General features: G+C 70.0%; 14 protein-coding genes. 6 read left to right on the top strand and 8 right to left on the bottom strand.

The features are described 5' to 3' along the window. Positions 1-152 precede the first annotated feature (152 nt). Positions 153-440 (bottom strand): 30S ribosomal protein S15, encoded by a 288-nt coding sequence (gene rpsO, locus ACIA8D_RS04150; protein WP_306323305.1) that lies wholly within the window; start codon positions 438-440, stop codon positions 153-155. A gap of 201 nt (positions 441-641) precedes the next feature. Then, the gene (eccD, locus tag ACIA8D_RS04145) at positions 642-2,111 is read right to left on the bottom strand and encodes a type VII secretion integral membrane protein EccD (RefSeq protein WP_399228497.1); all 1,470 of its coding nucleotides are present in this window, start codon (positions 2,109-2,111) and stop codon (positions 642-644) included. Positions 2,112-2,393: 282 nt separating this feature from the next. Here eccD and eccCa point away from each other — a divergent pair, with 282 nt between their 5' ends. The 5 genes from eccCa to ACIA8D_RS04120 all read left to right on the top strand — a co-directional run bounded on the left by eccCa (position 2,394) and on the right by ACIA8D_RS04120 (position 10,040). Continuing rightward, positions 2,394-6,335, top strand: a complete 3,942-nt coding sequence (eccCa, locus tag ACIA8D_RS04140; protein WP_399228495.1) for a type VII secretion protein EccCa — start codon at positions 2,394-2,396, stop codon at positions 6,333-6,335. 180 nt (positions 6,336-6,515) lie between these two features. Further along, entirely contained in the window at positions 6,516-6,788 is a 273-nt protein-coding gene (locus tag ACIA8D_RS04135; protein ID WP_399228494.1) for a hypothetical protein, read from the top strand. A 119-nt stretch (positions 6,789-6,907) separates the two neighbouring features. Next, complete coding sequence (locus ACIA8D_RS04130; protein WP_399228492.1) at positions 6,908-8,494, top strand: ATP-binding protein; 1,587 nt, start codon at positions 6,908-6,910, stop codon at positions 8,492-8,494. Next, a complete protein-coding gene (locus ACIA8D_RS04125; protein WP_399228491.1) occupies positions 8,491-9,519 on the top strand; it encodes an SUKH-4 family immunity protein in 1,029 nt (342 codons plus the stop codon). Before ACIA8D_RS04130 ends, ACIA8D_RS04125 begins: the two co-directional genes overlap by 4 nt. 41 nt (positions 9,520-9,560) lie before the next feature. Next, positions 9,561-10,040, top strand: a complete 480-nt coding sequence (locus ACIA8D_RS04120) for a hypothetical protein (RefSeq protein WP_399228489.1) — start codon at positions 9,561-9,563, stop codon at positions 10,038-10,040. Between the two features lie 35 nt (positions 10,041-10,075). On the opposite strand, the gene ACIA8D_RS04115 is transcribed toward ACIA8D_RS04120, so the two are convergent. From ACIA8D_RS04115 to ACIA8D_RS04105, 3 genes are all read right to left on the bottom strand, one after another. Further along, the gene (locus tag ACIA8D_RS04115) at positions 10,076-10,447 is read right to left on the bottom strand and encodes a hypothetical protein (protein WP_399228487.1); all 372 of its coding nucleotides are present in this window, start codon (positions 10,445-10,447) and stop codon (positions 10,076-10,078) included. Between the two features lie 421 nt (positions 10,448-10,868). Continuing rightward, positions 10,869-13,238, bottom strand: a complete 2,370-nt coding sequence (locus ACIA8D_RS04110) for an SUKH-4 family immunity protein (protein WP_399228486.1) — start codon at positions 13,236-13,238, stop codon at positions 10,869-10,871. Between the two features lie 40 nt (positions 13,239-13,278). Then, on the bottom strand, positions 13,279-18,132 hold the full coding sequence (locus ACIA8D_RS04105; RefSeq protein ID WP_399228483.1) for a toxin glutamine deamidase domain-containing protein: 4,854 nt from the start codon (positions 18,130-18,132) through the stop codon (positions 13,279-13,281). A 76-nt stretch (positions 18,133-18,208) separates the two neighbouring features. On the opposite strand from ACIA8D_RS04105, the gene ACIA8D_RS04100 reads away from it, so the two are divergent. Beyond that, positions 18,209-20,902, top strand: a complete 2,694-nt coding sequence (locus tag ACIA8D_RS04100) for an SUKH-4 family immunity protein (protein ID WP_399228481.1) — start codon at positions 18,209-18,211, stop codon at positions 20,900-20,902. 630 nt (positions 20,903-21,532) lie between these two features. On the opposite strand, the gene ACIA8D_RS04095 is transcribed toward ACIA8D_RS04100, so the two are convergent. The 3 genes from ACIA8D_RS04095 to ACIA8D_RS04085 all read right to left on the bottom strand — a co-directional run bounded on the left by ACIA8D_RS04095 (position 21,533) and on the right by ACIA8D_RS04085 (position 24,856). Next, a complete protein-coding gene (locus tag ACIA8D_RS04095; RefSeq protein ID WP_399228479.1) occupies positions 21,533-22,909 on the bottom strand; it encodes a S8 family serine peptidase in 1,377 nt (458 codons plus the stop codon). A 92-nt stretch (positions 22,910-23,001) separates the two neighbouring features. Further along, positions 23,002-24,396 carry a WXG100 family type VII secretion target gene (locus tag ACIA8D_RS04090; RefSeq protein WP_399228477.1) on the bottom strand — a complete coding sequence of 465 codons (1,395 nt, stop codon included), beginning with the start codon at positions 24,394-24,396 and terminating at the stop codon, positions 23,002-23,004. A 79-nt stretch (positions 24,397-24,475) separates the two neighbouring features. Further along, entirely contained in the window at positions 24,476-24,856 is a 381-nt protein-coding gene (locus ACIA8D_RS04085) for a hypothetical protein (RefSeq protein WP_399228476.1), read from the bottom strand. Positions 24,857-25,117: the final 261 nt, after the last annotated feature.

The following is a 25,117-nucleotide window of genomic DNA, read 5'->3' as shown; positions in this document are numbered from 1 at the left end:
GGCCACTACCGAGGACCGGCGGCGGCGAGGTGGCGCTCCTCCTCGTATGCGCAGTCTTACGTCACCAGACTACAAAGGCTCGGTGACAGTGCGCACGTACGGCAAAAGGGAGCGGCCCCCTCAATCGGGAACCGCCCCCTCTCACAGCGTCTTTATCGGGCGCCGGCCGCACCGCGGCGGATGCCGAGGCGCTCGACCAGCGTACGGAAGCGCTGGATGTCCTTCTTGGCCAGGTACTGCAGCAGGCGGCGACGCTGGCCGACCAGGATGAGCAGGCCACGACGCGAGTGGTGGTCGTGCTTGTGCGTCTTGAGGTGCTCGGTCAGGTCCGAGATGCGGCGGGAGAGCATGGCGACCTGGACCTCGGGGGAGCCGGTGTCGCCCTCCTTGGTGCCGAACTCGGTCATGATCTGCTTCTTCGTAGCGGTGTCGAGAGCCACGCTTACTCCTCGTAGAGTCTGATCGCCGCCGAGTGCCCCTGGTCTACATCTCAGGAGAGCTTCCGAAACTCGGGAGGCGGGGATCCGCTGGGCGCTGCCCCCAGGAATGTCCTGCAATGCCGGGGGCGCGTACACAAACGGCCGTCACACAGCGTACCAGCAGCCCGGCGGCCCGCCGGACGGCGGCCGCCGGGCCCCGGATCAGCTGACCATGCTGCGCACCTGCGTGTAGAGGCCGAGCACCGCGAGGCACAGCGGTACGAGGGTCAGCAGCACGAAGCCGTCGAACAGGTCGAGCATGCGGCCCCAGAACGGGGAGACACCCTTGCGCGGCACGGACAGGCCGACGATCACGAGCAGGGCCGCTCCCCCGCCGATCGCGGCGGCGAACCAGAGGATGTGGATGTTGAGCGGCGCGCTGTCGCCCTGGAGGAAGCTCTGCAGCAGGTCGTGCGGGGTGTTCAGGGTCACGCCGAGGATCAGCAGACCGAGGATCAGCAGACCGCCGACCACCAGAGAGGCGACCTGCGCGGTGTAGTCGAACAGACGGGCGCGCAGCATGACGGCGATACCGGCGGCCAGGGCGAGCAGCTGCGCCCAGACGTCGTCGGAGAAGCCGAGGACGACACCGGCCGAGGCGACGGCGAGGGCCGCGCAGCCGATGACGAGGCCGAGGAGCAGCTCGTGCGCGCGGCGGACCTGGGCGCCGATGCGGTCGAAGTCGATGTTCTCTTCCTCGTCGCGCCCGTAGTCGCGGCCCTGGGAGATCTGGTCGGGCGAGCGGTAGCCGATGGGCAGCCGGGCGGAGCGGGCGGACATGCCGGGCAGCCAGGCCATCGCGATGATCGAGACGACCGCCGTGACACCGGCGACCTCGCTCGGCGATGCCTCGGTGATCAGCGCGCCGAACGTGGCCAGAGCGCCGACGGCCGAGCCGAGGGCGGCGGCGACGAAGACGGCGTCGCCGTGCGGCAGCAGCACCACGAGCAGCGCGGCGGCGATCAGCACCACGACACAGCCGGACAGCAGCTGGAGCCGGCCCGGGCCCGAACCGGCCTCGGCCGGGAAGATCCCCGAACCCGCGATGAGCAGGTGCGGCAGGGCGGCGAGGCCCAGCGAGGTGGACGCGGCACGGTCGTCGTACACCCTCGCGCGCACCACGGAGAGCGCCACGAGCAGTCCGCCGACGACACCGGCGATGATGCCGGGCAGGCTGTGCATGTCACGGTCGACCGGGTTCGAGAACCAGAGGGCGAACGCCATCAGCGTCAACAGCAGGACGCCCGCGCCGAGGCCGACGACGCTCATCAGGGCGTCGCTCCAACGGCGCCGGTCGCGGCGGACCGCGGAGGCGACCGCGTCGGACACGTCGTCGAACACCGCGGCGGGCAGCGACTCGGCGAACGGGCGCAGCAGCAGCACGTCGCCGTCGAGGACCCGCTGGTCGGCGAGGGAGCGGCCGGCGTCGAGGACGGTGCCGTCCCGGCGGACCAGGTGGTACCCGGTCGGGTCGCCCTCGGCCTGGCTCTGCCCGGAGAGCTGGAGGATCTCCGGGTAGATGTCGGCCAGGGCGGCGTCTTCGGGCAGGGCCACATCGATACGTGCGTCCGGTGCGGCGACGGTGACCCGGCAGAAGCCGGTTCCGCCCCCGGCAAGAGCTGTGGTGCTCACCTCGCGGTTCCCCCTAATGTCATGACTTGGTGTGGCATCGGTGCGGCGGCGCGGCATCCGGACGGCGTCACGCGCGGTGCGACAGCGTAGCGTCCTGAGCCCATCTCACCCCACAGGCCCCGCTACTTGACGGGAGTCAGTAGGATCACCGGGCACGCCGGAGCTCTTTGCCTTCGGCCTGGGGGAACCGCCAGTAACGGGGGCGGTCCGACATGTCCCGACGTGCACGACATCCGTGCGCGCCAACTGATCGACGACTGTGATTTAAGGACTGGTGCTGCGGTGAGCGTGGTCATCGTCAAGCGACCGCCTCGGGTGTTGCCACCCGACGTACCGACGGACGAGGTGCGTCTCGAACCGCCGCCGGAGCTGGCGCGGGCCGAGGACCAGAACCTGATGATGAGCCTGCTGCCCATGCTGGGCATGGGCACCTCCTCGGCCTTCTTCTTCACCTCGGGCCAGTCGATCATGAAGATCATGGGTGGCGTCATGATCGTCTCCACCCTGGCGATGGCGCTCGCACAGCTGATCAAGGCCCGGCAGGGCGGCGGGGCCGAGATGGCCCAGGAACGCCAGGACTACCTCAAGTACTTGACGCAGGTCCGGCGCGACGTGCGGACCACCGCGCGCATGCAACGGGACGGACAGTACTTCCTGCACCCCAACCCGGAGCAGCTGTGGGCGCTCGTCGCCGAGGGCCGCCGGGTGTGGGAACGCCGCTCCAGCGACTCGGACTTCACCCAGGTGCGCCTCGGGCTCGGCCCGCAGCAGCTGTCAACTCCCCTGATGGCGCCGGAGACCGCACCGCTCGACGAGCTGGAACCGCTCACCGCGCACGCGATGAAGTCGTTCCTGGAGACCCACGGCACGCTGGACGCGCTGCCGTTGGCCGTGTCCCTGCGCTCCTTCTACCACGTGAGCGTCTCCGGCGATCCGGACACCACGTACGGCGCCGCGCGCGCCATGGTCTCCCAACTGTGCACCCTGCACTCCCCCGAGGACCTGCGGGTCGCCGTCGTGGCCTCGCCCGGCGCGATGGCCGAGTGGGAGTGGACGAAGTGGCTGCCGCACGTACAGCACAGCAGCAGCGACGGCGCCGGCTCGCAGCGCGTGATCGTGGACGACCTCGGTGAGGTCGAGGCCATGCTCGCCGACGAGTTGGAGGGCCGCGGCCGGTTCAACCCGCAGGGCCCGCCGGTCGTCGACCAGCCGCACCTCGTCGTCGTCATGGACGGCGGCGACATCCCCGACGAGTCGATCATCGCGGGCGCCGAGGGGCTGCAGGGCGTCACGATCATCGAGGTCGTCCCCGGTGTCGTGGAGGAGCTGCGCGGCTCGCTGTCCGTGCAGGTGCAGCCGGGTGAACTGCTGCTCGAATCGCAGGGCGGCACCCAGTACTCCGGCGTCTGCGACACCCTGTCGCTCACCGAGGCCGAGGCGCTCGCGCGCCAGCTCGCGCCGCTGCGCGCCGGTTCGGCGGACGGCGACGAACCGCTCCTCGCCAACCTGGACTTCACCGAGCTGATGGGCATCGGCGACGCCGGTTCGGTCGACGTCGCGCGCACCTGGCGGCCCCGCACCCTGCACGAGCGGCTGCGGGTGCCGCTCGGTGTGGACCGCGACGGGCAGCCGGTCATGCTCGACATCAAGGAGGCCTCGCAGGAGGGCATGGGCCCGCACGGCCTGTGCGTCGGCGCCACCGGTTCCGGTAAGTCCGAGGTGCTCCGCACGCTCGTGCTCGCCCTCACGGTGACGCACTCCTCGGAGACGCTGAACTTCATCCTCGCCGACTTCAAGGGCGGCGCGACCTTCGCGGGCATGTCCGAACTCCCGCACGTCGCCGCCGTGATCACCAACCTGGCCGACGACCTCACCCTGATCGACCGCATGCGCGACTCGATCACCGGTGAGCTCCAGCGCCGCCAGGAACTGCTCCGCTCGGCGGGCAACTACGCGAACATCACCGACTACGAGAAGGCCCGCGCGGCCGGCGCCCCGCTGGATCCGCTGCCCTCCCTCGTCATGGTGCTCGACGAGTTCTCCGAACTCCTCACCGCGCGCCCGGACTTCATCGAGATGTTCATCCAGATCGGCCGCATCGGCCGTTCCATGGGTGTTCACATGCTGCTCGCCTCGCAGCGCCTGGAGGAGGGCAAGCTCCGCGGCCTGGACACCTTCCTCTCGTACCGGATCGGTCTGCGTACGTTCTCGGCCGCCGAGTCCCGTACCGCGATCGGTGTCCCGGACGCGTACCACCTGCCGAACGTCCCCGGCTCGGGCATCCTCAAGTACGACACCGAGACGATGATCCAGTTCAAGGCCGCGTACGTCGGTGGCGTCTACCGGGCCGGTGGCTCCGGTGGCGGCGGATCGCGCACGCACCGGCAGCCGGTGCTGTTCACGGCCGCGCCCGTCGCCGAGCAGATCATCCACGAGCCGGAGCCCGAGGTCGTTCCCGACCAGGTCGACGACGCGCTCGCGGACACCGTCCTCGACGTGATCGTGGCGCGCATCGTCGGCCAGGGCCCGCCCGCCCACCAGGTGTGGCTGCCGCCGCTGGAGGAGTCCCCTTCGGTGGACTCGCTGCTGCCGCCGCTGTCGACGACGCCGGAGCGCGGCCTGCACGCCGCCGACTACCCGGCGCTCGGCAAGCTGGTCGTGCCGATGGCGCTGGTGGACAAGCCGTTCGAGCAGCGTCGCGACATCCAGTACCTGGACTTCTCCGGTTCGGCCGGTCACGGTCTCGTGGTCGGTGGTCCGCAGTCCGGCAAGTCGACCCTGATCCGGTCGATCATGACCTCGTTCGCGCTCACCCACACCCCGTCCGAAGTGCAGTTCTACTGCCTGGACTTCGGTGGCGGCGGCATGCTCGCGATGGAGGGTCTGCCGCACGTCGGCGGGGCCGCCTCACGCCTCGACTCCGAGAAGGTGCGCCGTACGGTCGCCGAGGTCCGCGGCATCCTCAACGAGCGCGAGGAGTTCTTCCGCGCCAACAACGTCGACTCGATCGGCACGTTCCGGTCCCGGCGCGCCGCCGGACAGTACCCGGACCAGCGGTGGGGCGACGTCTTCCTGGTGATCGACGGCTGGGCCGCCTTCAAGACCGACTACGAGCAGCTCGACCCGGTCATCCTGGACCTGGCCTCCCGCGGTCTCGGCTTCGGCATCCACCTGATCATCGGCTCCGGCCGCTACACCGAGGTCAGGCCCGCCCTGCGCGACCAGCTCCTCAACCGCGTGGAGCTCAAGCTCGGTGACCCGATGGAGTCGGAGTTCGACCGCAAGAAGATGGAGGCCGTGCCGCTCGGCATGCCCGGTCGCGGTCTGACCCCCGACAAGCTCAGCTCGCTCGGCGGACTGCCCCGGATCGACGCGTCGTCCGACGTGGAGACCCTCGGCCAGGCCATCGAGCACATGGTGACGACGGTCTCCGAACACTGGCAGGGCCCGCCGGCCCCGCCGGTGCGGATGCTGCCGACCAAGCTGCACATCAGCGAGATCCCCAAGGGCAACGACTTCCCGGAGCGCGGTGTCGCGATCGGTGTCGACGAGACGACGCTGTCGCCGTCGTTCATCGACTTCGAGAACGACCCACTGATGGTCGTCTACGGAGAGTCCGAGTCCGGCAAGTCCGCGTTCCTGCGCATGATCGCCAAGCAGATCTCCGAGCGGTACGCGACCGACAAGGCGCTCATCGTCGCCGGTGACTACCGGCGCGCGCACCTGAGCGAGCTGCCCGAATCGCACCTCTACAAGTACTGCGCCTCGGGCCCGCAGCTCCAGGAGGTCGTCACCGGCCTCGCGGGCTCCATGGGCCGCCGTATGCCGGGTCCGGACGTCACGCCGGAGCAGCTGCGCAACCGGTCCTGGTACGACCTGCCGGACGCGTTCGTGATCGTCGACGACTACGACCTGGTGGCGACCAGCTCCGGCAACCCGCTCCAGTCGCTGCTGGAGTACCTGCCGTTCGCCCGCGACCTGGGTCTGCGCATCATCGTCGCGCGCAGCTCCTCGGGCGCCGCGCGTTCGTCCTTCGAGCCGGTCATGCAGCGCATGAAGGAGCTCGGCGCGACCGGTGTCGTGCTGTCCGGCGACCCGGCCGAGGGCCAGATCTTCGGCCCGCTCAAGCCGCAGAAGCTGCCGCCGGGCCGAGGCATGCTCGTCACCCGCAAGGGTGGGGCGCAGCTGGTGCAGACGGCGTGGCTGCCGATGCGCAGTGGCTGACGGGTGCCGCTGACGCGCGCGTAGTTCTTGCGTACGGTACGGCGCCGGGGATCGGGACACCGATCCCCGGCGCCGTTCTTGCAACGAGGCCACTGACAACGGGACGACTTGCCACCAGATCACTCGCACCGAGTTCACTTGCACCAAGTTCACTTGCAACGGGACCAGAGGAGACGGAAGTTGACCACCGCACCGCGCACCGCCGACGAGGCCCTCGCGATCGCCCGGACGACGTTCCAGCCGCTGTGCGCGGACGGGACACCGGCGACGCTCAACGTCCAGGAGTTCGACCTGGGCTTCCTGATCTACGCGACCTTCCCGCCGACCGAGCCGCCGTCGTACGGGGGCAGCCACCTCGTCATCTCGAAGGCGGACGGCTCGACGATGTACGTCCCGAACTTCCCGCCGGAGTCGGCGATCAGCCTTTATCGACGACAGGTGGGGCAGGGCTGAGGCCGGCCCCACCGGGCCTCGGCCGGCCCACTGTCACCGGGCGGCACTAGACTTCGCGCACAGTGGTCAGCACGCTGGTGGGCGAGAGGTCACCGCGCAACTTCGGGGGAAGCGGAACCATGGGGGAACACGAACAACTCGGCCATGAGCCACACCCGTTGATCGGGGGCCGCGGTGCCGCGCTGCGGGATCTGGCTGTCTGGCGGGCCGGCGGGGCGGGCGCGCCTCGCGTCGTGGCGCTCACCGGGTCGCCGGGGTGCGGGAGTTCGCGACTGCTGACCGGGTTCCTGATGCTGTGCGACCCCGGGTATCGCGAGCGCATCGCCCTTGAGCGGCTCGATCCCGCGACGGTTCCGCCGCCGCTGCCCGCTCCCGCCGTGCCGAGCACCGCGGGGCGCACACCCGCGCAGGTGCTGTGGCTGCTCGCCGACCACTACGGCTTCGATGTCGCGCGCGATGCCGCGGTGTACGAGGCGTTGGGCACGGCCGAGCGCGTCGTCGTCGTGCCCGATGTGGCCCAGGCCGGTCCCGTGCGGGCCGGGCGGGGGCCCGAGCGGATGGTGCGGGAGCTGTTGCTGCCGCTGGCGGGGATCGAGGGCGTGCGGCTGCTCGCCGAGGTTCCGCGCGAGGGGGCGTCGGCGCTCGTATCGGCGCTGCCCGCCGGGACGGTCCAGGTGATCGATCTGGACGCGCCCGAGTACCTCGACGTCCCGGGGCTCTCCTTGCAGGCCGAGGTGGCGCTCGATCCGGCGTTCGGCGCGCCTGAGCTGCCGTTCACGGTGGACGCGGGGGCGCGGCGCGCGCTCGCCTCCGCGCTCGCCGGGCGGGCCGCGTCCGGGGGCGACGGCAGTCGGCTGACCGTGCAACTGGCCACCAGTGGCTGGCTGTTGGCGCCCGAGCCCGCGCCGCGGCCCGATCTCGTTCCCGGCACGCTCGCCGAAGCACTCGCCCTCCACGCGCGCCGTCTCGGCGCCGACCCGGTCGTCCTGCACGCGCTGCTCGCGCCGCTCGCGCTCGCGGAGGGCGAGGGGCTGCCGCTGGACCTGTGGGCGCCGCTCGCTTCCTCGCTCGCGGGGCGGGACATGGCGGCGGAGGTCGCGGGCGGGATGCTTCTCATGGGGCCGTTCGTCCAGCCGGTCGAGGGGGCGGCGGCCGAGGGCGAGGGCGACCGTGATGATTCGGGCGAGGTGCTGATCGCGCTCGCGCACCCGGCCCTCGGCGAGACGATCCGCGCTCGGCTTCCCGACCTGGCGGCCGCCCAGCTGAGCCTCGCGCAGGCGCTGCTCGGACGGGTCCCCGAGCAGGACTGGGCCCGGGCAGCCCCGTACGTGCGCGACGGGATCGCGGGGCACGCCCTCGGCGCCGGCCAGTTGCCGCGGCTGCTCACCGACCCGTCGCTGATGGCGTACACGGACCCCGTGGTGCTGCGCGCGGCGGTCGAGGAGGTCGCGGCGGACGAGGCGTCGGCCGCGCAGCTGCCGCCTCCGGCGCGTACGTATCTGCGCACCGCCCCGCTCCTCACCCGTACGCAGGCCGATCCGCCGTTGCGGGCGAAGTTCCTCGCGGCGGCGTTCGACGAGGACGGGCTGCCCGAGTACGCGCAGGCCCTGCGGTCCCGCCCCGAGTTCGCCGAGCAGGCCGGTCGGCTAGCCTCGACACCTTCCCCGACCGTCCCCCGCCCCCGTCCGATGGAGACCCAGCCGTGACCACGCACGACCAGGACGAACGGCACGCCGCGCAGCCGGACGGCGGCGGCTCCCCCGCCGCCACGGGCCCGGGCAACACCGCGGTGTTCACGTACGTCGATCCGCGCACCGGCGAGGAGACGCACCTGACGCGCGTCTCGGGGCCCGGCCTGCCGCACGTCGAGTACCAGGTGTGGGCGGACCTGCGCGCCGCGGAGGTGCCCGCGAGCAACGTGGTGGCGGTCCACACCGACCTCAGCCCCAGCTCCCTGCCTGGCGGCTACACAATCAACGCGCTCAGGGCCGGTTTCCCGAACGCGGCCCTCTCCTCCGGCCACTCGTACGGGACGGACCCGGCCGAGCGTGCGCAGGGCGTCGCCGCACTGACCGCGCAGGTCGAGTCGATGGCGCAGCTCACGGGCCAGGCACCGCCGCCGCGCCCGCACCGCGTGCCGCTGCCGGAGCCGGATCCGGCGGCCTCGGCGCCGACGCTGTCGGCCGAGCTCCCGGGGAATCTTCCGGTCCAGGTCTACGGGACGGAACTGCTCGCTTCGGCCGCGCTCCCCGACGCCGCGCGTGCCTTCCTCGCGAGCCCCGGACTCCCCGCCGACGTCCGCTTCTTCTTCACCGCGGACCGGCCCGACAACCCGCCGCGCGGCGGCCTGTTCGTGGACGCGGCGACCCACTTGCGGGAGCTCGGGGCGGAGCTGACCCCTGCCGCCGCCGACATCCTCTCCGCGCACACCCGCCTCGGCACGGACGGCCAGTACATCGTCACGGTGCAGCAGGAGGCCGGCAGCGTATGGGCAGCCAACCCGGCGACAGGCAGCGGCCGTTACGTCAACGCGTCGGTCGCCGCCTTCGCGCACTGCCTCGCGACGCTCGCCACCACACGCGAGCTCATGGTGGGCATGAACCCGTACGAGGCGGGGTCGACGGTCGCCGACCTCCAGGCCCGCCTGATCGCGCTCGACCCCACGTGCTTCGACGACGCCGACAACTGGTGGTCCGTGATCATCGAGCAGATGTGGCACGGCCTGTTCTGACGCACTGACCGACCGCTGAAATCCCACCCGAGAGGAGCCTCATGCCCCGCGAAGGATTCGGCACCGATACGACGTCCCTGGCCAAGGAAGGCACCAACTTCCAGGACCTCGGCACCGCGTTCGCCGAAGCGGCCAAGGCCCTGCAGAACGGCCTGGCCTCGGTCAACGCCTGCGCCCCCACGAGCGGCGAGGCCCCCGCGCCCGAGAAGGGCCAGGTGGAGGGCTTCGTCCAGGGCCTGACCAGCTTCGCCGACAAGGCGGACATGCCGCCGTGGGGCGACGACGAGATCGGCGAGAAGTTCGGCATCGCCTACGAGGGTCTACAGACCGGCATGTTCGAGTCGATGCAGCACCTCGCGCAGGAGCTGACGAACATCGGCGGCGCGCTCGGCGCGATGGCCAAGAATCACGACGAGAACGAGTCCTTCAACGAGGAACTCATCAAGCAGGAGAAGAACGACATCAACTTCGCGGCGGGCGGGGGCGGCGGCACGATCTCCACCATGAGCAAGATGACGTGACGGGAGCGGAGGGGCGGGGCCGGTCCGCGGCCCCCTCAGAAGGCCTGCCCCACCCCGATGACCAGCAGCGATCCGACCATCAGCCAGAGCCCCTGACGGCCCATGCCGTTGGCGCCGCGCACGGCGAGCCAGAGCGCGCCGCAGCCGCCGACGATCCCCAGGGCGTTGGCGCCGAGCGCGACCGCGCCGGCGCTCCCGACCACCTGTCCGACGAGCGCGGCGACGGCCGCCACGACGAAGACCACGGCGCAGACGATTCCCCGCTGCCGCTCGCGCCGCACCACCTCGGCGCCGCGCGCCCGCTCCTCGGCGAGGGCACGCTCCTCCGGCGGAAGCTCGGTCTCCCACTTCCGCGAGAAGTCCGCCTCCCACTGCAGGCCGGTGCTGTCTCCACCCGTACGTGTCATGCCCGCGACCCTAGCCGACGAGCGGCCGGCGACTCATCCTGAGCCCCGTCGGCCGCCCGGCTCGTAGTGATCGGCGAGACTGCCGGTGGCGGCCTCCCAGAAGTGGGCCCCGCCCGCATCCTCCGGCAGCGCCTCGACGAACGCCCCGAACTCCAGGAGCGGCGCCTCCAGCGCCTCCGCGCTCTCGTCGTCGTCCTCGGTGCCGTGAGCCTGTCCAACTCCCGTACGACAGTCCTGGGTGGGGGTTCAGATCACCTCTTGCAGATTCTCGGTCCACCAGCTGTATGCGGCGTGCGGGTGGAACAACGTCCATGCGGCGGGGTGGGATTCGGGCATCACAGACCTCCGCGGAAACCATCGTGCCCGACGGCCGTGGCGACTGGCGACAGGCGACAGACGACAGGCGAGTACACGACTGCTCCTAGATCTCCCGCAGGGCCACGTCCCACATGCCGGACGACGCCCCCATCGGGTCGATCGCCGATTGGAGACCACGCACGCGGTCGGGGAGTCGGCGGTTCGCGTCCCGGTCGCGTTCGTTGGTGCACAAGCGCAACGCCAGCAGCCATACGGAGGTCATCGCCAGGAAACTCTCCAGGCTCCGCCCCACCACTTCCGCCTCACGGAACATCGCACGGTCCGCGCCGGGCAGCGTCAGAACCTGGCCGCTCGGACCGTCGATCACCACGTCCGTGCCCATCCACGAACCGATGACGAAGAACGGCCCCGCGGCCTCGATCTCGCGGTCCCACCGGTCAGTGGCGCGAGGAACGTCGACGGGCCACTCCACCTCACGCAGGAACCGGTCGGGCAACGCCGGGGAGGGCCCGCTGTGCGTGCCGTGCGCCACACGCCACCAGGCGGAGTCCCACTCGAGACCGTGAAAACCGAGACCGTGCCGGTCCCGGAACGATGGCACCCCTTGGGTGGTGAGGAACTCGCGGGTGGCCCGGTCGGTGAGTCCGTCGGGCAGCAGCGGCGGCGGGACGGACACCAGTTCCCCGGACACGGACCCGGACCCAGCCCCGTACCCGTCCTCGTCCGCGTCCTCGTCCTCGTCCTCGTCCTCGTCCGCGAGCAGGACATTCAGATCGGTCGCACGGGGAGCCGGACCATGGTGCGGAACAGTGGCCGGCGCCTCCAACCAGTACGGGCAGGAGGCGAGGGACGGGGGCAGAGTGATCCCGGTGAAGGGGACGCCCGCGGCCGGTTCGATGCAGAAGAGACCACCGAGGCCGCCCATCACCACCAAGCCTTCGACAGGAACGGGCTGCAGCTCCAGGAGGTAGGGGTGGAACATCTCCTCGCCCACGACGGTCAGGGGCTCGGGCAGCGGTGTCACCCGCGCGTACTCCTCCGGGGTGAGGGTTCGCACCGCGGCGACCAACTCGTCGTTCTCCTCGGATTCCGGCCACAGCTCGGAGGAGAGCAGTTCGCCCGTCGCGACGTCGTAGATCTTGGTGACATCACGCCGCTCCACGGCCACCAGCACCGGCCGGTTGTGCAGGCGCGCCTGGAATGCGTCGGACACGTCGTGAAAGGGCAGGTACGACAGGTGGATACCGCCCGGCGGGCGCCAGTGCGACCAGCGCACCCGCCACGGCAGCGCGATACCGCTGGCCTCGACTCCGTCGGCGAGTTCGGTGTCTCCGCGTACGGTCGCCTGGAAGTGCAGCCATGCCGCCCACGTGGGCTGCGTACACGGAAACAGCCGGTACTGGCGGGCATGCGCCGCGTCGGCGAGCGCCGAACCCACGGGGATGTCCGCCATTCCCATGCCCGCGCCCTCGGCCGCCTCCAGCAGCGACTCGGGCGGGAGGTGCGCGACGTGACGCCCCTCGCGCAGCAGCGTCGTCAGCTCTGCGGTGTCCCCGTCACCGGCCCCGTCACCGGCTTCGTCGGCCGCCACGCAATGCGCGGCAAGCGTCGTCGCCGCGTAACGCCCCTCCGTTCCCGACGCGACCCAGCCGTCAGGGTGCGCGAAGTTCGAGCTCAAGTCCTTGATACGGGCCACCAGATGACGGTGCACCCTCGCCTGCTCGTCGAGGGGAGTCTGCGACCGCAACGCCATCGACGCACTCTCGTCGGCGAAGGACACGACATCGTCACCGTCACCGTGACCATCACCGGCCGTCGTCCTCACCACGTCGCGGTGGGCCTCGGCCATGTGCAGCAACTGCTCCCGGCCGGGCCGGCGCCCGGTCAGTCCGGCCACCAGCTCCTGCCAGATGCCTACCGGAACCTCGTACGCCTGCGCGAGCGCCAACGCTCGCAGCTCGCTGGGCAGAGCGCGTACGGACGTGTCCGGCGCCTCGGCCGCGACCCGGAGAGGCCGCGCGTCGTCACCCAGCGCCTCCAGGGCGTGGCAGGTCGAAACGACGGAGTGCCCCCGCCGGGCAACGCGCTGCAGCGCCGCCATCAACCGCTTCGGATCCCCGCTCGTGCGCGTGCGTCCCGCGAGGTCGAGATGGCACACCAGGATCAGTCGCGCCGGCTGCTTCGGCACATTCCGCGCCGACCACAGCCCCGAAGGCGGAAACGGCGCCTCAAGACCCCGCAGGATCTCGGTGATCGCTTCGTCCCCCGTACCGGCCGACGCATCGACGAGAACGCTGCCGGGTACCCGCTGGTGCACCACCGCCAGCGCCTGCGCCGACACATGTCCCGACGGGTCGACCACGGCCCGCACACCCCGGCCGCCGAGCCCTTCCCAGCCCTCGACCAGAACGTCGACGAGCTCGTGGCCTGTCAACTCGCGGTCGGGCCACGACTGTTCTTCCTGGGCGTTCATTCTCCTGCTTTCCGCGTCCTGCCGTGGTGCGCCCCTGACCCTACGCCGACGTGGAACCCGACCCCGCGGCCCCGCCGGAGGCAAGCATCTGCCTGCGCATCAGCATCCATATTTCCGTGACCTCATTGAGGTGATCGGTCATCTCCCCGTCCATCGCCTGCTTGTCCGACTGCGATGTCGTGTGCCTGTACGTCGTGCTGTAGTAGACCGGGACACCATTCATGGACTTGTACTCCGTGATGGCTCGGGAGCATTCGGCGTATCCGGGATTGAGCTTCCTGGATCCGCAGGGTTCCCGCTCCGTGTAGAGGCCTGCCACGGTGTACGTGGGGGTGTCGCCCTCTGCCGTCGCCTCGTTGATGCGGTCGACCCAGCTCAAGATGTGGGACTCGGAGTGCAGCGGCGTCGCCCGGTCCGTACCTGTGGGCACGGAAGAGTCGATGACGTACGTACTGTTCCCCTCGGCGTCGACGATTTCGACGACCGCGTAGTTCTTGTCGGAGAGGTCCGGGCCGACTCCGCTGTCCTTCGAACCTGCCATGACGGCGGGGTTCGACGACGACTTCTTGCCCGTCCCCTGCGCCTTGGCATCCTCCGACTTCAGGTTCCGAAGGTTCTGCACCGCGCTCGCGCCCTTGCGCCTCTTGGGCTCCACCTTCGCGGCCGCTTCCTCGCGCCGCCTGACCGCCGTCGACCGGTAGTCGTTCGTCGCGGGATTGGGTACCGCGTCGTCTCCGGTTCCCTTGACGGTTCCGTCGTACGGGCTCTTTCCATCGGGCGAGGGGCGGGGGCTGACACCTACCGCGTTGACACCGTGGAACGCGTTGCTCATACGGGCGAGCGTGACGATCACCGCATATTTCTGGCCGTCGTTCATGGCGGCGAAATCATCACCGAGCGCCTCCCTCAGCTCGGCATCGGTGAAGGCAACCGGAGGAATCTTGTCCACGGGGTGCTTGGCCACGGCTTGGTCATACGTCTCTTGCGCCGCGTCCCTCTTCTGGACCGCATCGGCAAGTGGGCCCGCCCTCTTGGCATCGGCCTGCGCCGTAGCACCCGCTTTCTCGAGCTCCTCGATCTCCTTCTCGATACCCCACACCTTTGCGTTTGCGTCCTGCAAGGCACGCCTGGGTGTTTCCAGAGGCTCCATGGCCTTGTCGTACCGCTCCCGACGGTCGGCAGCCTCCCGCATGAGATCGGCCAGCGGCGCGTCGGGGTCCTGGACCATGTCACGAATGCTGTGGTCCACGGATTCGATGTCGATCGGGTACACGTTGTGAGAATCGCGCAGGTCGTCCTGGACCGAATCAGGTGGGGTGTTCTGCCGGATGTCACCCTGCTTTTCAGGCACGAGCCCGGCGTTTCGCTCGGCGCGGGTGTCATCCAGGTCCCGTCGGGCCCGGCTCTCGGCCTCGGGGTCCGACTGCGAGGAGTCGTCGTCGTTGTCCGGGTTGTCCGGCTGCGAGGAGGGGTCCGGCGCGGCGCCGTACGAGCCCCCGCTTTGCCCGTCCTGAGGCTGGTTTTGGGGCTGGTTTTGGGGCTGGTTTTGGGGCTGGTTTTGGGGCTGCGATTGAGCGTCGGGCTGGGACTGGGATTCGGACGGGGACTTCGCTTCCGAGTCGTCTTGGCTCTCGCCCCCCTTCTTCTCCGTCTGCTGCTGGTTCTCTTCCTTATCGGTCTGCTGCTGGTCCCCTTCCTTCTCCGTGTCCTGGTCCTGCTTCTTCTCCCATGGGGCGTCCATGGTCTGGCCGTTGGGGTCGAAGGGGACGTAGCGGACGCCGGCGGCGCCGGTGTGGATGGGGTTGGGGCTGACTTCGCCGGTCTGGTGGTCGACCCAGATGATGTTGCCGTTGTGGTTGTAGACGTTGAAGGCGTGGCCGCCGCCTCCGGGCCACTGGACGCCGACGACGGCGGCGGAGCCGGGGCCCGCTTCCTGGAGGTGGTGGGCGATGCGGCCGTAGGGGTTGGGATGGTCGGCACCGGCCCAGATCTGGGGGCGGCCCGCCCAGGCGTCGAGGTTGTTGTACGAGTCGCGCTCGGGCGAGATCCGGTCGGGGGTGCCGTCCTGGTTCTGGTCGGGGGTGCGGGGTGCGGAGACCTGGGGGTCTCCGAACCAGGTGGACAGGCCGGCGCGGGCGTTGTCGAGGCAGTTGTTGGATCGGCCCGGCTGCTGGAGTCCGCCGTCGTTCTGGAGTTGGGCCCATTCGCCGTTGGGGTCGGGGTGGCGTTGCGGGGTGCCGTCCTCGTTGCGGGGGACGGCGTCCGCCAGTGCCTGTTGGTGGGCCGGGTCGGGTGTGAGGAGCCCGTAGGGGGCGTGGTTGAGGCTGTCGCGGATCTGCTGAAGGCTCCGGCCCTGGGAGAGGGGGGCCGGCTGGTCCTGCTTGGGAGGCGTGGTGTCCGAGGACTCCTGCGCGGGGGCGGGGTGACCATTCGAACTGTGCTGCTGGGTGCCGAGGTTGTTGTTGCTCGGGGTCTGGATCGGCACCGGGTTCTGGTTCTGGTTCTGGTTCTGGTTCTGGTTCTGGTTCGCAGGCTGATGCGGGGTCTGGTTCGGCGCCTGGTTCGGGGTGGGTGTGGCGGAGAGGCCGGGCTGGTTCGGGGTGTTGGAGTTGGTGGTGCCAGGCCTGTTGGTGGCGGAGGTGTTGGGGCGGGGCGTCGAGGGGGTCGTCGGCTCGGGGCGGCGGGGCGGCGTGGGTGTTGTGCGTTGGGGGGTCTCGGTACGGGGTGCGTCCGTACGGGGATTCGTCGTGGGGGTCGTGGGGTTGGGCTGGCGCGACGGGCCCTGATTCGGCGTGGTGGGTGTGTTCATGACCGGGCCCGGGGTCGCGGTCGGTGCGACGTTCGGCGTCTGGTTCTGGGCCGGTGTCGTGGGGTTCTGGTCGCCGGTGGGCGCGGGGCGCGTCGGGGCGTGGGCCTCGGTGGCCGTGGCGCTTTGTGTGTGGAACGTGGGGCTGGACGACGTACGCGAGGACGAGTCGGAGCCCGTGTGGGCACCGGCACCGACGCTCGCGCTCGGTATGGAGCCCGGCGTCGCGGCGGTGGAGGCGGACATGGGTGACGAGGTGTCGGTGGGCGTGGGGGTGCCCGCCGACGTCGCCGCCGTCACGGGTTGTTGGGCCTGGGTACGCGGATCCGTCGCGGTGGACGGATCGTTGCCGCGGTCGGGTGACGGCGTCTGTGCGGCAGGGCCGTTGGACTCCTGCGTCGGGGCGGCACTCTCCGAGGCCGTGTTGATGCCCTGGGACGGATCGGGCTGGCCGACCGGCGGCGCCACATCCGGCGTGGGGCTCGGCGCGGGCGACGGCGTGGTCGCGTCCGCATCCACGCGCGCGTGCGGCACCGAGGAGGACGGGTCCGACTGCGCGGCGGGCGCGGGCGTGGCCGCCTCGCTGCCATTGCGCTGCGCGTCCGTACCCGTCGACACGTCCGGCGTTCCGGAGGGCGGTGCGGCGTCCGGCGTGCTCTGCGCGCCGGGTGATCCGGACGAGCCGGGCGAGGAATCCGGTGTGCTCGACGGACCCGTGGAGCCGCCGCCATCGGACGACGGCGAAGATGACGACGGCGAGGATCCGGACGCATCCCGCTGCTCGTTGTAGCCCTCGTCGAACGGCGTCAGCGGCCGGTCGGACGACGGCGCCGGGGACGGCGTCGGCGCAGGCGTCGGCCCACCGTCACCGCTCGGGCCCGCCTGCCCTCCAGCTCCCGTAATGTCATTGCCTGTTGCTCCCGCGCCGCCAGTGTCGCCGGTACCGCCGGAGGCCGACGCACCAGACGTACCGCCTCCGCCTCCGTCACCCCCGGACCCGGACGCCCCGGAACCAGCCCCTGAACCACTGGTACCGGAACCACCAGAGCCGGCCCCGGACCCGCCGGACGCCGCTCCACCGGAGCCGGCTCCCGCCCCGGCACCCCCCGACGTACCTCCAGAACCGTCCCCGCCGGAGCTACCACCGGCACCGGACCCGGAACCTGAACCGGACCCGGAGCCTGAACCCGCGCCGGCATCCGTCCCGCCGCCGTCCGACCCGGACGACGTCGAGTTCCCCGCCGCACTGTCAAGACCGCTCCGCGCGTGATGCCCGGCCCGGCCCGCGCCCCCGTCCCGCAGCGACTCACCCAACGTGGAACCGAAGTTGTCGAAGCCGTCCTTGACCGCCGTCTTGCCCGCGTCCGCGGTGCGGCCCAGGTTGTAACCGTCCTGCGCACCGAAGTTCTGATTCACCGTCTGCGCGACGAGATCCTTGCTCATCTCCTCCAACGCGGAGACGAACGGCTCCTTCACCGCCTCAAGCGCCGCCTCCAGCAGCGCCTGCGCGGCCTCCTTCAAAATCTTGCGCACCGCGACCCGGGTCACCTGCGTCATCGCCGCCGACGCCGCAGCCGATATCCCGAACGTGACCACCGCCGTCGCCGCCGCCACCGCGATCTGGACCGCCAGCACGATCAACTGAATGATCACCGCGATCTTCATCCCGATGATCAGCATCGCCGCGACATCGAAAACCCCGGCGATCACCTCGGCCGCCTGCCGCGCATCGTCCAGATACCCAGACCCGCCGGAGAACTTGTCCCACTTCTCCACGAACGCGTCGATCGACTCGCCGTAGTTGTCCGACGTCACATTCCCGGCCGACTTCATCGCCGACACCTGAATGTCCCCGACCTGCGCCCCGAAATCCCGCCACGTCTGCGCGGCCTGCATCATGTGGTCCTCGTTGGCCGTCGGCCAATCGAAGCCCAACATCTCCAGCAACCACGCCAACTCGTCCGGCAGCATCATCGCCATGGCGGCATCTCCCCCGTGTCGCCGTACATCCGCAGGACCCCACGTGCCCCAACAGACGTAATTTTGCACGGAGTTTAACAAGCCTGACCGACAACAGAACAGTCCCACCGGCCGCGCCCGCGCCACTGTCAGAGGCCCCCACTAAGGTGGACAGTCATGTGATTACGGGGAACCAGGGAGAGTCGTGAGCTGGCAGAACAGCCCCATGGCGGCGCCGCAGCAGCAGCCCATGCCGGCTGCCCAGCAGGTCGCCTACGAGCCGCATCCGTTCATCGGCGGCCGCGCCTCCGCCCTGCGCGCGCTCGCCGCCTGGCGGGCCGCCGTCCCGGAGGCGCCGCGCGTCGCTCTCCTCACCGGCTCCCCGGGGTGCGGCAGTTCGCGTCTGCTGACCGGATTCCTGATGCTGTGCGACCCCGGCCACCGCGAGCGCATGGACCTGTCCCGCCTCGACCCGTGGACGGTTCCGCCGCCACTGCCCGCGCCCGCCGTACCGAGCGCCGCGGGACGCACGCCCGCGCAGGTGCTGTGGCTGCTCGCCGATCACTACGGGATCCGCGTCGCGCGCGACGCGGAGGTCTACGAGGCCCTGGGCGCGAGCGAGCACGTGATCGTCGTGCCAGATGTGGCCGAGGCCGGCCCCGTACGGGCCGGGCGCGGGGCCGAGCGAATGGCGCGCGAGCTGCTGATGCCACTCGCGGGGCTCCCCTCCGTACGGCTGCTCGCCGAGGTCCCGCGCGCGGTGGCCGCCGAAATCGCCGGCGCGCTTCCCGCCGGGACGGCACAGGTCATCGATCTCGACGCACCCGAGCACGCCGACCCGCACGGCCTCACCCTGCAGACGCAGATCGCGCTCGACCCGAACTTCGGGGCGCCCCGGCTGCCGTTCACCGACGACCCACAGATGCGGCTCTGGCTCGCGCAGGGCATCGCGTCACGGACGGCCGCGGGCCCCGGCGGCAGCCGCCTGACCGCCCAACTGGCCGTCACCACACACTTGTTGGCCCCGGAACCGCCGCCCAACTCGGCCCTCTTCCCCGCCGGTCCCGCCGATGCCGTCGCCATGCACGCCCAGCGCCTGGGCGCCGACCCGGCTCTCCTGTCGGCAATGCTCGCACCGCTGGCCCTGGCCGAGGGCGAGGGGCTGCCGCTTCCGTTGTGGGCACCACTGGCCTCGGCACTCGCTGGGCGCGATCTGTCGCAGGACATCGCAGGCGGCATGCTCCTCGCCGGCCCGTTCGTCACCACGGTGAACGACGAGTCCGAAGCCGAACCCACCCTCGTCACCCTCACCCACCCGGCAGTCGGCGAGGCGATCCGCGCCACCATGCCGGACGTACGCGCCGCCCACCTCTGCCTCGCGATGGAGCTGGCCGACCGGGTGCCCGACGAGGGCTGGGACCAGGCCGACGCCTACGTACGGGACGGCATCGTCGGCCACCTCCTGGGCGCGGGCCAGTTGCCGCGCCTGCTCAAGGACCCGTGGCTCCTTGTGCACACGGACCCGGTGGTGCTGCGGGCGGCGCTGGAGGAGATCGCCGCGGACGACCGTGCGCGCGCGTCGCTGCCCGCTCCGGGACGTACGTATCTGAGGATCGCCCCACTGCTGACGCGTACGCAGGCGGGGCCGGCTCAGCGGGCGCGGATGCTGGCGGAGGCGTTCGAGGAGGACGGCCTCGGGCAGTACGCGGCGGCACTGGGCTCGCCCGCACCGGACACGCCCCCCGCGCCCTCCCGCCCCACACCGACACCGACACCGACACCGACGGTGGTGGACTACCCGCTGGCCCCACCCGCACCACCCACGACATCCCCTCAGCCGCACCAGGCGGCGCCCGCTCCGACGGCACCCGCCCCGGCCCCCGCCACCCCACCGCCCGGTCGCCCGGCCACCGGCCCGGGCAACACGGCCGTGTTCACCTACGTCGACCCGCGCACCGGCCAGGAGGCGTACGTCACCGCCGTCTCGGCACCCGGCAAGCCCCCGGCCGAGTACCAGGGCATGGCACAGCTGGGCGAGTTGAGGGTCCCGGTGGACAACGTCGTGGCGATCCACACGGACCTGATCCCCGGATACTTCCCGGGCGGCTACACGGCGAACATCCTGCTGAACACGTTCCCGAAGGCCTCCCACTCGCACGCGCACCCGTACGGCCGGGACCAGGCCTCCCGCGCGGAGGGCGTCGCCGCGCTCACCTCGCATGCGCAGCTGATGGCCCAACTCGCGGGCCAACAAGCACCGCCGCATCCGTCCCGCGCCCCGCTCCCCCACCCCGTACCGCCGACGCATGTCCTGCCGGACGCGGAGCTCGGCCCGCTGCTCGTACAGACCTTCGGCGAACAGAAGGTACGCCGTTACGCTCCCCAACTCCTGGCCACGGCGACCCTCCCCGACGCGGCACGCGCCACCCTGGCAACGGCCGGCCTCCCCGCCGACGTCCCCCTCTTCTTCCTGGCGGACACGGACGAGCCCGGTGTCCCGCCGGTCATGGGCGGCATGTTCGCGGACGTACGACTGCACCTCATCGGCACGGGCGTCCAGCTGTCCCCCGACGCGGCCAACACCCTCGCCACGCACACCCGCATCGGCACCGACGGCATGTGCGTCATCACGGTGCAGCGCGACACCGGCCAGGTCTGGGCGGCCCTGCCCCTGGACGGCCGCCTCCAGTACGTGAACTCCTCGGTCGCCGCCTTCGCCCACTCCCTCGCCACCCTGCACGCGACACGCGGCCACATGCTCGACGCGAACCCCCACACGGCCGGCAACATCGTCGCCGACCTCCAGACCCGCCTCCTGACCATCGACCCGAACGCCCTGTCGGAGCCGGACCATTGGTGGTCACTGATCGTCGAGCAGATGTGGCACGGGGTGTTTTGAGGGGCGGGCGTCAGCAAGACGCGAACGACCGGCGCGAAATCGAACCGCGCCGGTCCATGAGGCAAACGCCGCCGATGCCCGACGGCCAGGGATTCACCCCACACGCGTCGACCTGGCGCACGCACGACTGGCGCGCGCGAGCTTGGTGGCTGCCTGCACAGTGGGAAGACAGCGGAATGACGCGGAGTCCGCCGTCCTGCAGTAACACCCAACCGAGGGCGAGTTCCCCATCGACGAATTGACTCAGCTCTCGCCGGTTCCAGGAGAGCCGAACAGACGCCCCCGCCGTCTGGCAAGGGACAGTGGTCCTCAAGTCCTACCCTCTTCAATTCCGCGCACCAGTGGCGCAGATGGGCCGGTCGGGAGGCGCACGATCATCGTGCCAGGCACCGGCGAGCTACTCACCGTAGTACCCAATCCCGAGATGTCCGCCGACGGGCCTGCCCTCCGCCACGAGTCCCGGAAGGACCACCATTTACGTGCGAACGTGCCGCTGGAGTTGCTGCACGCACGATCCGCGAGGGGGCGTAGACCCCACTCCAACCATGAGGCGGCCGTGTCCGGCGATAGTCGCGGAACGCAAAACGCCCGCCCTGCCATCCAGGCGAGGCGGGCGAAAGGCAGCAACTACTACTGACCGTAAGGCGGTTGCGAGGGGGCTTGCGGGTAGGAGCCCGGCGCGGGGGGCGCCTGCTGTTGGTAAGGGTTCGGCTGCTGCGCCGAGTACTGGTGCTGCCCCGGGTACGGCGTGTGGCCTCCGCCGCCCCAGCCACCGCCGGGAGGCGGGGGCGGGCCGCCGCCATTCTTCTTGCGGCTGACCACGATCGCTACGACGATGATGGCCAGGATGACGATGACGCCGACGGCGATCCCGACGATCAGGCCGGTGCTCATGCCGCCGGAGTCCGAGGAGTCGGAGGCTGCATCGGGCGCCGAGGAGGACGGGGCCGAGGCGTCGCTACCCTTGGCCTTCGCGATGGCGCTGTTCAGCTCGTCGACCTTCAGCGGGCCGTTCTTGGGGCCCGCCGGGATGTCCTTGGTGAGAGCCGAGTACGGCTTGATGATGCCGTAACCGTAGCGATCGTTGGGAAGCGTCACGCTCTTCTGAGCGTCCGTGACCCCCGCGGTCTTCACCAGCCGGTTCACGAGCTGACCTGCGGAGAGGTCGGGGAACTTCTGCTTGAGGAGGGCGAGGGCAGCAGAGGTGTAGGCGGTGGAGCCGGACGTACCTGTACCCAGGTCGTAGCCGTCGGAGTCGAGACCTGCGACGACGTTCTTCACACCGGGTGCAGCCAGCATGACCTGAGGTCCGTAATTGGAGTCGTCCCAGATACTGCCGCCAGAGTCCACCGCACCAACCGTCACCACACCAGGCTCGACCGCAGGGTAGCTAGTGGATGACTTACTGATTTCCTCACCGTCATTTCCCGACCCCGCGACAACAGGCACACCGTGGTCCACGGCGTAACTGATCGCCTCTCGCTCTACCTGAGCATCCTCGGCGCTCCCGCCGATAACCTGGGAAATGTTGATGACGTCGGCGCCATGGTCGACGGCGTACCGAATCCCAGGACCGAACAGTCCGGCCCTTGAGCTACCGTCGTCTCGGACAGGGAGGATCTTGGCATCAGGTGCCAGACCCTTCACGCCACTCGCATTACCCGCACCATGGCCGTGCCCCGCGATGATGCTAGCCATCGCGGTGCCGTGTTCCGGCTTGTCTTCGCCCATGTCTGGCTCGACCGACGCGTCCCCGTCGACGAAGTCTTTACCCTTGAGGAACTGACCGGTGAGATCGGGGTGGTCCGTCTTGAAGCCGCCGTCGATAACAGCGACCGTGACACCCTTGCCTGTCGCCTCGCTCCAGACCTTTTCAGCAGCGAACGCTGACAACGCCCACTGGTCGTTTCTGACCTGGTCCGCTGACGCGGTCGGCGCGGCCGCGAAAAGCAGCGCTCCCGCCGCTGCTGCAGCGCCGACCGTGCGCAGCGCTCGCGTGAAGCTCATGCCGTAACACCTTCCCTCGCAGGGCGGGGCCCACAGCCCGAAGGCTGCGGGCCCCGTCTTGTCTTCACCGCATACTTAACCAGTAGGCCTGACTATTCCACGACCTTGGGGTTAACAGTCCGGCCGTTTGCCCAGGTCTGCTCGTCCTCGACGAGATAGTCGGGACGAGAGTTCTCGCGCCGCTTCTTGTCCTTGCCACCTGTCTGAGCACCGTGCCCGGCAAGGCCATTACGCCCGGCATTCTTGCCCGTACCGCCCGTAGCGGTCTTGGGCTTCTGACGCAAGGCGGACCCGCCTTGCTGCCCGGACCCCGGCTTGACGACGGACTTGCCGATCTCGCCACCCTTGGTACGAGCGAGCGAGTTGCCCTTCAAGCCCTTCGCGGCATCCTTGCCAGCGGCTCCAGCGCCCGCACCACCACCGAGACCGCCGCGTCCCATGGCGCCTGCGCCGCCACGGCCTGCGGCACCTGCGCCGAGGCCTGCGCCAGCGCCGATCCCGCCGCCGATCCCCGCACCACCAGTTCCGCTAGCACCGGCCCCGGAACCAGACATGCCTCCACCGACGCCGCCAGCTCCGGCGCCGGAGCTCGCGCCGATGCCAGCAGTTCCGGCACCGGAACCGCCTCCGAAGCTGAGGTTGCCAGCACCAATCTGCGACCCGGCGGTTGGCTTCTGAGAGCCAATGCCGCCGCTAATGCCGTTCGCAGTCGGTGACTTGACGCCCTTGGCCGATGAACCGGAGCCGCCAGCGCGGCTGAGGGCGCCACTACCAGTACTCGCTGAAGGACTGGCTACAGATCCAGCAACGATCGGAACCGGCGCGGCGCCGGACGGCTCACCTGGATAGGCATCGCCGTCTTCGACCTTCTTACCCGGTCCCCTCCACGTCCCCATCGCCTTGGTCTGAGCGCTATACCCAGCCCCCAGCTGCTCCATCTTCACAGCCATCTTCATCTGCGCCTCACGACCCTCCGACATGTCGCCTTCGCGACCGTCGACGATCTGCTGCGCAGACACGTTTTTGTTGGCGATGTCCCGGTTGAGGCCGTCCTCGTCGCGGCCACCGTCTGTCACCTTGTCCCAAGCGCTGCTGCCACCGCTCGGCTTTTCCATAGCCATGACCTCGGGCTTGATGTCACCGAGTACGTTGCCTGCGCTCGTCATCGCCGTGGAGACGTACGACGCATACGTAGACGTATCGTGAATCTTCTTCGAAACCACCTTGGACCGGGCCTGGAACTGGTCGGCCGACGTTCCCTCCCAGTCCTGCAGGACCTCAGCTACGGCGGCCTCATAGACCGACTTGATCTCAGCAAGCTGGTCGTGGACGCCCTTCCAGCCCTGCGCGGCCTCGTGCACGGCGCCCGGGTCGGCGTTCTGGACCATGGACTTCATGGTGTCCATGTCGTGGTTCTTGAAATTGGTCGTGTTGTCACCGACGTAGCACTGCGTCGGCGCCTGGTATCCGTTGCTGTCACCACTCATACCGTCGGCCCCCGGTCCTCTCGCCCTCTGCCGTTCACAAAGTCCGTAACGTTTACGACGTCTATGCGGTGCAGGTCACTCACGCCAACGACCCATGCGTCGCCCCGGAGCTGGTACCGGACGACGCCGACGACGCGTCAGACCCCGAACCGTTCACCGCGCCGGCCGTGTCCGCCTCCGCGTCCTGATACGCCCCGTGCGCCTTCTTCGTCTTCGTGCCGAAGTCGTCCATCACCTTCTCCAGGTGGTCGACGACTTCCTCAAGATGTGTCTTCATCTCGTCGTGGGCGGCGCCGAGTTGGTGCGCCTCGTCGAACCCGGCCCCCAACGCTCCCTTGGGGAGATACGTCCTGTGCTTCGTGTCCGCGTTCGCCTTGCCGAGGTCGCCGATAACCCCGTTCAGCTTCCTGATGACCTGATCGAGCGCGCTCAGATCGACCTTGTACCCATCACCGGCCATGCGCTTGGCCCTCCCCGTTCATCCCGCTAGTCCCGTTCTTCCCGTTGGGGGCGATAAGTCCGGTCCCCTGTCACAAGTCTGCTCTCAGTCTATCCAACGGCACCCACACCCCGCTTGGTGCTGCCCGTCACAACTCCGCGACAGTTGCGGCGGATACGCCACCTCGCAGGACATAAGGCGCGCAATCGCCTCGCCCACATGCCCCCGCCGGTCAAGCCGGCACGGGCTTGGCCCCTTACGGAGACTCCGACGTCACTGATG

The organism is Streptomyces sp. NPDC051684 (assembly GCF_044453445.1).
GTDB lineage: Bacteria > Actinomycetota > Actinomycetes > Streptomycetales > Streptomycetaceae > Streptomyces.
The sequence above is the reverse complement of the archived record's forward strand: the minus strand, read 5'-3'. Positions and strand labels throughout refer to the sequence as shown.